Below are 11,802 nucleotides of genomic sequence, written 5' to 3'. Positions count from 1 at the left end.
ATGAGAGATTTATTTAACCGTGAAATAAGTTACATGCGGATTTCTTTGACTGATAAATGTAATCTCAATTGCCGCTATTGTAAAACGAGTCAGCCTGAAAATTTCAAGTCTGATATTATGAGCGATGACGAGATTATATTAATTATTGAGGCAGCTTCAGAACTAGGAATCAATAAAATACGATTCACAGGGGGCGAGCCTCTTTTACGCAAAAATATTGTCTCAATATGCAGTCGGACACGGGAGATTCAAGCAATAAACGAAATTTGTATTACAACGAACGGAATTTTTTTGCCCGAACTTGCTAAATCTCTAAGAGAATCAGGAGTCGAACGCTTAAATATCAGTCTTGACACTCTTAATCCCGGAAAATATTCGTATATAACTCGCGGCGGCTGTCTTGATGATGCTTTACGGGGAATTAGGGCAGCTCAAGAAAATAATTTCAGGGTTAAATTAAATACTGTCTTGATTAACGGTTTCAACGATGACGAAATAAGAGATCTCGCAGAAATCACGATTAATTCAAATATTGATGTTCGCTTTATTGAGTTAATGCCCATGCTTGAATTTAATGACGCAAAAAAATTTATGTCATCGCAGAAAATTTTAGAGATTTTGCCCGAACTCGTGCCGCTTAAGAATGACGGAGTCGCCAAATTATACAAATTGCCGGATTCTCATGGCAATATAGGATTTATCAGCCCGATTAGTAATGCTTTCTGCTCAAGTTGCAACAGAATCAGACTCACCGCTGACGGATATATAAAGCCTTGTCTGCATTCAGAGACGGAAATTTTTGTAAGACACAAGAATAAAAGCGAGCTTAAATCTTTAATCATTCAAGCAATCGAGTCAAAACCGGAAAGACACGCGCTAATTTCACGTAAGAAGACTCAATCACTAAGACCCATGAACAGAATCGGAGGCTAGAAATTTTCATGAATAACGGGCACGGGATGACTCACACATTAACGGCAATAAAATTTTTTGTAAATATTCATGAGAGGCGGGAAGCAGCATTAATATATTCACGTTATAGGCGGGCTTAAATAACGGACTCGCTAAAATGTTAAGCAAATATAATAAAATAAGGGAGCTAACAAATGGACTTCACACACTTTAACGACGAAGGACGCGCAAAAATGGTAAATGTAGGCGATAAAGATATAACGAATCGCAAAGCAGCGGCATCAGGTCGCATATACGTAAATTCTAAAACTTTCGAGCTTATAAAGTCAGGCGGCATAAAAAAAGGTGATGTCTTGACAGTCGCACAAATCGCCGGGATCATGGGCGCAAAGAAAACTCCGGATATTATACCCATGTGCCACCCGATTAATATTAACGGAGCTGATATATCGCTTTCACTTGACGAATCAAATTTTTCGGTTGAAGTAAAATCTGAAATTTCCTGCTCAGGCCGCACAGGTGTAGAAATGGAAGCATTAACGGCTGTTAGTATTGCATTACTCACTATTTACGATATGTGCAAGGCAGTACAGAAAGATATGATAATTAGTGATATTTGCTTGAATTCCAAAAGCGGCGGAGTTCACGGAGATTATATAAAACTTGATTAATAACGGGTTTATCTCGCATTAACTGTATAAAAATTTTTTTGTGAATATTCACGTGCGATATATGTAATAAGAAGGAGAAATTTAATAATGAAATATGCAGCAGTAATCACAATCAGCGATAAAGGCTCAAGGGGAGAACGTCAGGACACAAGCGGGCCTGCTCTGGTAAAAATTTTAGAGTCTGACAACTGGCAAGTAATTTATCAAAATATTATTCCCGATGATTTTGACATGATAAAATCTGAGCTTATAAAATGTTCAGACGAGTTAAAAGCAAGTCTAATACTCACAACGGGCGGGACTGGATTCTCACCTAGAGATATAACACCTGAAGCGACTCTTGCTGTGATAAATCGTGAAGTCCGGGGGATTCCTGAAGTCATGAGATCAGAAAGCATGAAAATTACTCCGTTCGGCTGTTTATCCCGTGCAGTGTCAGGCATAAGAAACGAGTCATTAATTATAAATCTTCCCGGCAGTGAGAAAGCTGCGTGCGAATGTTTTAATAGTGTCAGGGCGGCAATCTCACACGGGACTGAAATGTTATCGGGCAAAACTCAAGACTGCGGCCAAGTTCCTGCAAAGATTATCGCTGTATGTATCAGTGAAAACAAGGGCGAACAGAAACACGCTGTTAAAAATATAACTCTCAAGTCAGATTATGGAATTATAGGAGATGCCCACGCCGGGAACTGGCACAGACAAGTGAGTCTATTAGCAGTAGAGAGCGTTAAAAAACTTGAGAAATCTTCAAATATGAAATTCCCCGCCGGAGCTTTTGCAGAAAATATTTTGACTCAAGGAATCGAACTCAATAAATTACCAGTCGGCACAAAATTACGAATTGGCAGCGCATTATGTGAAGTAACTCAAATCGGCAAAGAATGTCATAATGACTGCGCTATTAGGAAAATTGCGGGCGATTGTGTTATGCCTCGTGAAGGAATTTTTGCGCGGGTTATTGAAGACGGCTCAGCAAAACAAGACGATATTATTTCGATATTCCATTAAAATATTTTTACTCTTATAATTAAATCACCAGCAAATTTTTAGAATATTAATATTTAATTAAGAATGGAGACGAGAAAATGTCATGAAGCAGAAATTTATCACGTTCGGAGAAGTCATGCTAAGACTCACGCCCCCGAATTACCAGAAAATCCGCATGGCCAGCTTCTTTGAGGCAACTTACGGCGGAAGTGAGGCAAATATCGCCCTTGCTCTTGCGAATCTGGGAATCGACAGCACATTTTTTAGTGTTGTGCCAAATAATTCACTCGGTAAGAGCGCAATAAGAATGTTACGAAGTAATGACGTTCACTGCAGCCCGGTTATATTAAGCACTCCCGAAGAAACGCCGACTCATAGACTCGGGACATATTATCTTGAGACTGGCTACGGGATTCGGCCGAGCAAAGTAACTTATGACAGGAAACACAGCGCAATTACTGAATACGATTTTAGCGGGGTCAATCTTGATAATTTACTAGACGGCTTTCAATGGCTGCATTTGAGCGGAATAACTCCGGCATTGTCTCAAAGCTGTGCGGATTTTATTTTAGCTTGTCTTGAGAAGGCACGGGAGAAAAATTTAACTGTCAGCTTTGACGGCAATTTCAGGAGCACACTATGGAGCTGGGACGAGGCGCGGGATTTCTGCACTCAATGCCTGCCGTTTGTTGATGTCTTACTGGGAATTGAACCTTATCATTTATGGCGCGATGAGAACGATCACAGCAAGGGAGATTTTAAGGACGGAGTCCCACTTCAGCCGAATTATGAACAGCAGGACGATATTTTTTCGCGTTTTGTCGAGAGATACCCGAATTTGAAGTGTATAGCTAGACATGTGAGATACGCTCATTCAGGCAGCGAAAATAGTTTAATGGCTTATATGTGGTATCAGGGTCATACTTTCGAGAGCAGGACATTTACATTTAACATTCTTGACAGAGTCGGCGGCGGGGATGCATTTGCTAGCGGGCTTATATATGCCATGATGAATAATTATAAGCCCATGGACATGGTAAATTTTGCAGTTGCCAGCAGCGTTATTAAGCACACTATACACGGCGACGGAAATATCACGGACGATGTAGAGAGCATTCAAAGTTTAATGAATATGTCCTATGATATAAAGCGATAAAATAATTAGGCCGTTAGATATAAAATAAATATGTCCAGCGGCCTGAAAATTTTAGAATAATGCAGGGAATAAAGTTTTAGGAATTGCAAGCCAGAATTCAGGGAATATTATTAATAATAGCAGCACGACTAATGACGAAATGAAATAAGGCAATGTTCCCTTGAAGCCTTCTTCTATAGTAGTTCCGCTTATTGATGACGCTAATAATAAACAAAGCCCATAGGGAGGTGTTACAAGGCCGAGCGCAAGAGTTACTATTATAATAAGTCCTAATATAATCGGGCTGATTCCCAGTGCTGTAGATGACGGCAATATAATCGGCACAAATAAAATCATTGCAGGCACAGCGTCCATAAATGTCCCGACAAATAAGAAAAATAATACTGTTACGAGTAAAAATATTCCTTTACCGCCGGGAAGTGCTAAAAATAAATTTCTCGCTAAAATATTCAATTGATAATAGCTCAATAATTCACCGAGTGCGTTCGCCGTTGCCAGCGCAAATAATGACAATGAAGCCATTTTCATAGTGTCAATTAAGATCCCCGGAAGTCTGCTGATTTTGATAGACCCGTAAAAGAATATTCCCACTAATAAAGCATATATACAAGCAAATGCAGCTGACTCCGTCGGAGTAAAGAATCCTGACACTATCCCGCCTATTAATATAATGGGTGTGAGTAATGCCGGCATAGAAATTAGCGTGTGCTTGAGAGCTACAGAGAACGGCACTTTTTCGCTTTGAGGGAAGTTCTTAGATTTTGCGTACATTTTTATGACTATCATTTGAGCGACTCCGAGCAGAATCCCCGGAACGATTCCCGTCATGAATAATGCTCCAGTTGAACAGCTCGCAATCCCCGAATATACTACCATTGTTATACTCGACGGAATTATTGAACCCAGTGTTGACGACGCAGCCGTGACTCCCACTGAAGTGCCCTTATCATAGCCCTGACGCTCCATAGCAGGAATAAATATTTTCCCTACTCCTGAAGTATCAGCCTGTGAAGATCCCGAAATTCCCGCAAATACCATTGAGACGAGAACGTTTGCATATGCGAGGCCGCCTTTTTTGTGTCCGACAAGATCGCAAATGCACTCGATTAATTTTTCAGTTATTCCGCCCTCGTTCATTAAGTTTGCTGCTAGAATAAATAACGGCACTGCTAAAAGTGTAAAGCTGTTGAGCCCGTTAAACATCTTTGTGAATACTACTGTGTTGGGAATGGCAGGAAGGCAGGCGATTCCCGTAAATGACACGATTCCCAGTGCAAAAGCTATTGGCACCCCGATTGCTATAAATCCTACGAACATAATTATTAATACAGTTCCGAGCATTATTTGTTATCTCCCTTCATGAGTTTGCCGAACTCGTTAAATATCCCGTAAATTAAATAAATTGCTCCGGTTGCTCCGCATATGGGAATACACAGCCAAGTCGGCCCGCGCTTCATAGTCGGAATATTAACCCACCTGAAATTCCAGAATTGTTTTGCCGCTAAATATCCGTAATAGACCATTAAGACGCAGAAAACTAGCACGATTATATCTATAATAATTTGCAGGAAAATTTTAGCTCGTTCACTTTTCAGAGAGTCATAAAGGCTCGTGAATGCAAAATGAGCGTTTGAATGCACCATCGCCCCCGCTCCCATGAAGACAGCCCATATAAATGAATACATGCTGACATCTTCAGTCCACATAGCAGCGACTCCCATATAGCGGCATATAATTTGATATACGACTGTTACGAGAAATACAAGCAGGAATAACCCGCCGATCGCAATTTGTATTTTCTGTAAGCCGTCAATTAATTTTTTCATGAAATTTTCACCTCGAATTAACAAATAACAAAAAAAGAAAGACGGACGCAAATCCATCTTTCCAGCATAAACATTTAAATTTTATTTACCAGCTGCACGAATCATATTTAATTGATCCTGCATATTATTTTTTTGCGCAAAATTATCTTGAATCGGTTCAGCTATTGCCTTGAATGCCGGGATGTCGATTTCTGCAAATTCTGTGATTACTGCTCCGTCCTTCTTAGCTCTTTCTTTGCTTTCACCGAACATTTTGTAAGTTACTGCGCGTTCTTCTGCTGTGCTTGCTTCGGCGGCCTGATTGATCCAGTTTTTCTGCTCGTCAGTCAGTGCATCATACTTATCACCGTTCATTAAGAATAATCTTGTAGTGAAATCGTGATGAGTTTCTGATACATATTTGCCGTTCGCCGTCTTGTGATGTTCTTTCTGAGTGAAATTTGTATAGTCATTCTCTGCACCGTCGACGACTCCCTGTTGTAATGCCTGATAGAGTTCACCCCATGCGACACTTGTCGGAATGGCACCGCAATTTTTAAAGAATTCCTGCTGTACCGGCGATGACTGAGTACGAATGCTCAAACCCTTTAAATCTTCAGGTTTCTTGATGGCTTTCTTTGCGTAGACATCGCGGACTGATGAGCTCCAATAGCCCATAATTCTGAATTGATTGCCTGTTTTCTCCAGAACTATTTTGCGCATTGCTTGGCCGAAATCGCCGTCTAAACATTTCTCCCAGTGCTCAAAACTGTCAAATAAGTATTCAAGCGATAAAATATCGATCTCAGGGACTCCGATTGCCGTCATAAAGCCCGGTGAAGCTACTACTAAATCAGCCGCGCCCATGATTAATTTTTCGATGAGTTCTGACTCGTTTTCTCCGAGCGTGCCTTTATGGACAGTAACTTGAATCTTTCCGCCTGAAACTTTTTCAGCAACTTCCTTGAATTTTTCCAAGCCTAGACTATAGGGATTAGTCAAATCTGTCTGATTGGAGGCAATAATTAAAGACAGTTCCGGGGCAGCTAAAGAAATCGAGGCCGTGAGAGCTAACACAGCAGCAAGGGTTAAAGCAAATAAAAATTTTTTCATGAATATAAATCCTTCTTTCTATAATAAAATTTTGGAAAATAAATTACTTGAATTATATATGTCTTATTTAGGGGGGTCAATAATTGATAAATACTATTTTCAAGTGAGACACGATAAAAATTTTTTGCGCTTATACTGAATTCTTAAAATTAATTAGTCTCCTGAAAAAATATTATTGCGGAGTCATGATAAATATAATTATTTCGCTTTAATTACGTTGATTCATAATAGAGTATAATTATTCTTATTTTGACTCAAGAAAGGGGAATATTTAATCATGAAATTAGAATTAGAGCGCGCAAATTTTCTCAAAGCATGGCAGACAGCCGAGAAATCAGCCAGCACTAAGAGCCCTAAAGACATAATCAGCGGGATTCTTGTCAAAGCAGACGAGAATAACGTAACTCTTGAAGCTACAGACCTTAAAAGCTCCGTTAAATGCTGTGCTGCCGGAGTTCGTGTAATTGAACCGGGGGAGGCTGTATTATCTATTAATATATTCGGAAATTTGTTAAAGAAGACGACCGAGAAAAATATTATTCTTGAAGTAAATCAAGAAAGAGGCCTATTAATCGCAGGTAAAAGCAAAGTAAGATTTGCTATATTCAATGTTGACGACTTCCCGAAATTACCCGACAGCGCACAATCTGAATTAATTTGCGAAATCATGAATGCTGATTTAGTTAGACTCATAAGTGAAGGCACTGCAGCAAGTTCACAGCCTCAAGACTTCCCGAAATATCTCGGCACTTGTTTATTCAGGACTTCAATGAATGACGGACAAAACGAGATCAAAGCAGTATCAACTGACGGAAAAAGACTCGCACTCTCTAAAATGTTATTAACTAATGTGCAAAAGGCTCAAGATTTAATGCTTCCTTCTGCTGCGTTAAAAGAATTAAGCAAGATGCTATTAACAAGTAAAGGCGAAGACACCGTAAAAATTTTATCGGATAATTCAGTAGCGTGGTTTGCTTTGCCCGATATTGAGTACTCGATAAGATTAATAGATTCTACATTCCCTAACTATGAGCGCATATTAAATAATGATACACGAACGACTTTGCGAATCTCCCGTGATAAATTGCTTGCTGTAATTGACCGCGTTGATATTATTGCGAAAACTACTCCGGCTCATATAATGGCGTTCTTGCTTGAACCGAACGGGGATTTAATAGTTACTGCACGAGCCCCGGAAGCAGGAACAGCCCGTGAATCTCTTGATGCAGTAATCGACGGCGATAATATGCAAATCGGCTTTAACGTCAGCTACTTTGAAGACGGGTTAAAGGCTTTAAGTTCGGGCGAAATAGTTATAGAGTTCAGCCACGAAGAAGGACAGTGCAGAATGACCCGCAGCGAAGATAATAATTTCTTGTATATGTTAATGCCAGCGCGTTTAAGTATGCAGGACGCAATAACTGAAGAAGAAATAGGAGATTTTGCACCGTCTCAAGATTATCAAGAGAGTCAAGAGAGTCAAGAAAATCAAGACGCGAATAATAATCAAGAACAACAGCAAGAATCACAAGAAAATAATAATCCTGATTCTAATTCTGACTCTAATAATGAAGTTCACGAGCCTGTATATTAATAATTTCAGGAATTTAGCACCCGGCTTGAGATTAAATTTTGAGTCGGGTATTAATTTGATTCTGGGCAAAAATGGCAGCGGCAAGACAAATTTATTAGAATCTCTAAGCATTCTATCAGGATGGGGGGCATTCTCACGCACTAAAAATTTAATCACATGGGAGAATCCGAATCAAAACGCGTTAATTTCCGCAAAAGTTTCAGGAGAAGAAAATTTCACAGTCAGCGCAAATATTTCGTCAAAGATTTCAATCAAGTTATTTGACAAGTCCATATCATGCACTGATTTAAGATTAGTTTTGCCGTCAATGATATTTTTAACGGGCGATGTAAATTTAATTGACTCCTCACTTGCTGCGAGAAGATTATTTATAGATAGATTATGCGCGTTATTTGTGCCAGTCTACGCAAGAAAGTTATCAGATTTCAAATTTGTAGCAAGAAAACGGGCGGCCCTGCTCAAAGAAAATAAATCACCTGAAAGCACCTCGATATTATTTTGCCAGCTCGGAGGATTCATAATGTCGACTCGGCGTAAAGTCTTGAATTTATTGCGCGGTTTATTCCCGTCTGATAGTAAATTATTGCTTGAGTTATTGCCGGTCATAAAGCCTGACTCATGCGGGGAATATTTGCAGGAATTCATAAAGCGCGAGTCATTCCGGGAACGCAGGGCACAAAGAGTCATATGCGGGCCGGGCTTTGACGAACTTGCTATAAATTTAGCTGACAGTAACAGGCCGGCAGCTGATTCACTGAGTCGCGGACAAAAACGGAGATTAATACTTTATATCATAATCACAGCGGGCAAATTAATAGAGTCAAGATTAAAACGAGCCCCCGTGCTTTTACTTGACGATTTCACATCAGAGTTAGACTCACAGGGGCGCGAATTTGTGCATAAAGAATTAATAAAAACGGGCTGGCAAATTTTTATCACTGCACCGGAAAAGCCATTCAGGACATCAAAAAATTTTCGCGAAATAAATTTTACTTGATTCTAGTCCAGTTTTCTCGCTTAAACATTGTGCCTTTAACTTGATATATTTTCTCAAATTTGAACAGATATCGATTTATAATTTCGTCATTGTTAGTAGCATTATCGCTAAATATTCTAACTCTGTCGGAATGACTCAAAGTTTTTAACTCTTCAAGCGTGTTAATTCCTGCGGCCTTATCTATTCCTGCAATCAATAGAGCTGAAGTATCTTCAATTGACATTAATGCATTGTCAGAAGTCTTGAAATCTCCGCGAGTATCAAAATCTTTAAACATTAACAGAGCATGAGGACGAAAAGATCCAGTGTAAATTTTATTATTGAAAATTTCGTTTAATTTTTGACTATCTCCCCAGCCATGATCTGACACGAAAACAATTCTCGTATTATCATAAATACCTGCTGCTTTAAGTGAAGCTATAAAATTTGCCATGAAATTCATAATGTGAACTTCTGTATAATAATGTTCGGGAATAATTCCATCAATTAAAGTATTTTGTCCTTCAGATTCAGGATAGGGATCTAATACCGGTTGAAGAGAATCAGGCTGCAAATACCAGTCGCTATGAGATAAATTATTATGTATAAATTTAAATGCAGGATCTCCGTCATCAACCTGTAGAAAATCTCCCATAAATTGAAGTATAGCAATATTCGGAAGGAAATTATTTAAGATTGCCATTTCAGCTACTTGGTCAGAAATCCCCCAAACCCATCGGCCGGAATTATGTAAAGCGTTTCTTAAACTAAATGGAATAGATCTAAATAACGACAAGATTATCAAGAATCCTGAAATGTCCGACTTTTCTTTTGTTAGAACATGAATATCTCTATTATCGGCCCATTTAAGCCAATAAGATGAATAATTTTTTTCCCAGTTACTGCCTTCATAAAGAGTTAATACTCTATCAGGATATTTAAGATTATTGGTGTAAAAATTTTTGTAGTCCATACCATATGGAGCATCAATCATAACTGAATCGTAGCCCTTTCCTGAAAAAATATTAGGCAAAAATGAGACAGCTTCTCCATATTTCACGACAAGTTTTTCATTTGGCCGTGTAGTATCTAGTTTATATGGATTATAGGCAGGACCTGCATAAATTGAAGGTGCTGACGGAAAAGTGTACGAACCTGTTGATATTGTATCAGGAAAATAAATAAAGCCGTCAAAAGATTTCACAAGCTCCGGATTTTCTGTGAATATTTTATTTATGTGTCCTCCTGTGAAACCGTCAAAAAATAAACAAATTACATTTTTACCAGTCCTGCTAAATCTCCAGATTCTATTATGATATTCCGGAAATTCTATAATATTTTCTGCAAGTTTAGCTTTATTGTCATGAGCTATATTTAAATAGCAATATACACTTGCACCGCACATCGCCAGCGAAATTAACAGAAACGCGCTTACTAAATGTTTTATATACTTTCGCCACACGCACAAAATTATTATCACTGAAGTTATCAGAAAGCTCAATATATCCCTAATTAATGCGCGCTCCGTCATCATCATCATGTTATTTATAAATGTTACGTTAATATTTCCGTAATTTTCAGTGAGGACGAACGAATTTATAAATGCTATACACACAAGAAAAGCTGCGGCAAAAGCAAATATATTTTGCAGTAATTCAGGAATTAACGGCCATATAAGAATCAATGCAAATAATAAAGTCATTCCGTAAGCACTGACTCCTGAAATCGTCCCGGCAAATGAATCAAGAAAGAAATTAGGATCAGTAAAATATAATAATGACGGATAGAATACGCATATAAATATTATTATGAATATAACCGACGAGAAAAATAACGAGCTTCTATGTCCTCCGCTTAGACGTGAAGCAAATGAGCACAAATCAACCCCCTTTACAACTAAGAGAGACATTAATAATACATAAATAAATAACATGGATGTAAATACAAATAATCGTATAAAACTTTTTTGCGGAAACATTATATATTTCATAAATATAAATATTGTCAAAGTACCTACTGCAAAATAAACTGTTTTTATTAAGAATTCACGAATAGTAAAGCCGCTTGCAATGAACTTAGTATAAAGCATCCATGCAAATATAACCGGGATCATGAAAAGCAAATAATAAATATTTTGATACGTTGTAATTGTAGCTAAATTTGCATAACCTGTATTTACGAATGAGAAATAAAAATAAGCAAAGAAACTCCCAAGAAATCCCCAAGTAAGTAACATCATAAACGCGTTTATAAAAATTGCTTTCTTGCCAGTCGGGACAAATTTATAATTCATGAATCCTGATATTTTTTCGCCGCTGATTATTCCCGATAAATTAATATTTTTCAGCAGCATAATAAAATTATTAGTCGTCCAGTAAATTAATAAAGCCGACGGAGCATTATATAACATGACAAGAAATAACGCAGCAATCACGAACGCCTGAACTCTTTCACGTTTTGTAAATTTCTTAGTCGTAAGAGTCGCTAAAATATTAAAAAATGTCATCAATATCGGCAATATATTAATTCCAGCTAATAAAGCATCAGGCTTTGATAAATCTTTTATCCCGAAAAATGACACTCCT

9 protein-coding genes are annotated in these 11,802 nt (G+C 38.2%); 5 read left to right on the top strand and 4 right to left on the bottom strand.

Going from position 1 to position 11,802, the window contains the following annotated elements; all coding sequences use genetic code 11:
- From moaA to IJS99_07970, 4 genes are all read left to right on the top strand, one after another.
- Entirely contained in the window at positions 1–933 is a 933-nt protein-coding gene (gene moaA / locus IJS99_07985; GenBank protein ID MBQ7561755.1) for a GTP 3',8-cyclase MoaA, read from the top strand.
- A 173-nt stretch (positions 934–1,106) separates the two neighbouring features.
- Positions 1,107–1,583 carry a cyclic pyranopterin monophosphate synthase MoaC gene (gene moaC / locus IJS99_07980; GenBank protein ID MBQ7561754.1) on the top strand — a complete coding sequence of 159 codons (477 nt, stop codon included), beginning with the start codon at positions 1,107–1,109 and terminating at the stop codon, positions 1,581–1,583.
- Between the two features lie 87 nt (positions 1,584–1,670).
- Positions 1,671–2,594: a hypothetical protein gene (locus IJS99_07975; GenBank protein ID MBQ7561753.1), complete on the top strand. Its 924-nt coding sequence runs from the start codon at positions 1,671–1,673 to the stop codon at positions 2,592–2,594.
- Between the two features lie 82 nt (positions 2,595–2,676).
- On the top strand, positions 2,677–3,729 hold the full coding sequence (locus tag IJS99_07970; GenBank protein ID MBQ7561752.1) for a sugar kinase: 1,053 nt from the start codon (positions 2,677–2,679) through the stop codon (positions 3,727–3,729).
- A 51-nt stretch (positions 3,730–3,780) separates the two neighbouring features.
- On the opposite strand, the gene IJS99_07965 is transcribed toward IJS99_07970, so the two are convergent.
- From IJS99_07965 to IJS99_07955, 3 genes are all read right to left on the bottom strand, one after another.
- The gene (locus IJS99_07965; GenBank protein ID MBQ7561751.1) at positions 3,781–5,070 is read right to left on the bottom strand and encodes a TRAP transporter large permease; all 1,290 of its coding nucleotides are present in this window, start codon (positions 5,068–5,070) and stop codon (positions 3,781–3,783) included.
- Positions 5,070–5,555, bottom strand: coding sequence for a TRAP transporter small permease subunit (locus IJS99_07960; protein MBQ7561750.1), 486 nt, complete (start codon positions 5,553–5,555; stop codon positions 5,070–5,072). Before IJS99_07960 ends, IJS99_07965 begins: the two co-directional genes overlap by 1 nt.
- A gap of 81 nt (positions 5,556–5,636) precedes the next feature.
- Positions 5,637–6,647: a TRAP transporter substrate-binding protein gene (locus IJS99_07955; protein ID MBQ7561749.1), complete on the bottom strand. Its 1,011-nt coding sequence runs from the start codon at positions 6,645–6,647 to the stop codon at positions 5,637–5,639.
- A 277-nt stretch (positions 6,648–6,924) separates the two neighbouring features.
- Here IJS99_07955 and dnaN point away from each other — a divergent pair, with 277 nt between their 5' ends.
- Entirely contained in the window at positions 6,925–8,241 is a 1,317-nt protein-coding gene (gene dnaN, locus IJS99_07950) for a DNA polymerase III subunit beta (GenBank protein MBQ7561748.1), read from the top strand.
- A 989-nt stretch (positions 8,242–9,230) separates the two neighbouring features.
- On the opposite strand, the gene IJS99_07945 is transcribed toward dnaN, so the two are convergent.
- Positions 9,231–11,802, bottom strand: a 2,572-nt coding sequence (locus IJS99_07945; protein ID MBQ7561747.1) for a sulfatase-like hydrolase/transferase, incomplete at its 5' end; no start/stop codon positions are given.

The organism is Synergistaceae bacterium (genome assembly GCA_017444345.1).
In the GTDB taxonomy this organism is placed as follows: domain Bacteria; phylum Synergistota; class Synergistia; order Synergistales; family Aminobacteriaceae; genus JAFUXM01.
Note: the sequence above shows the minus strand (reverse complement) of the source record. Positions and strands in the feature narration are given on the sequence as shown.

Excerpts from the sequence above, each read along its gene's own strand:
- moaA (MBQ7561755.1), top strand. The coding sequence starts at position 1 with ATGAGAGATTTATTTAACCGTGAAATAAGTTACATGCGGATTTCTTTG.
- moaC (MBQ7561754.1), top strand. The coding sequence starts at position 1,107 with ATGGACTTCACACACTTTAACGACGAAGGACGCGCAAAAATGGTAAAT.
- IJS99_07975 (MBQ7561753.1), top strand. The coding sequence starts at position 1,671 with ATGAAATATGCAGCAGTAATCACAATCAGCGATAAAGGCTCAAGGGGA.
- IJS99_07970 (MBQ7561752.1), top strand. The coding sequence starts at position 2,677 with ATGAAGCAGAAATTTATCACGTTCGGAGAAGTCATGCTAAGACTCACG.
- IJS99_07965 (MBQ7561751.1), bottom strand. The coding sequence starts at position 5,070 with ATGCTCGGAACTGTATTAATAATTATGTTCGTAGGATTTATAGCAATC.
- IJS99_07960 (MBQ7561750.1), bottom strand. The coding sequence starts at position 5,555 with ATGAAAAAATTAATTGACGGCTTACAGAAAATACAAATTGCGATCGGC.
- IJS99_07955 (MBQ7561749.1), bottom strand. The coding sequence starts at position 6,647 with ATGAAAAAATTTTTATTTGCTTTAACCCTTGCTGCTGTGTTAGCTCTC.
- dnaN (MBQ7561748.1), top strand. The coding sequence starts at position 6,925 with ATGAAATTAGAATTAGAGCGCGCAAATTTTCTCAAAGCATGGCAGACA.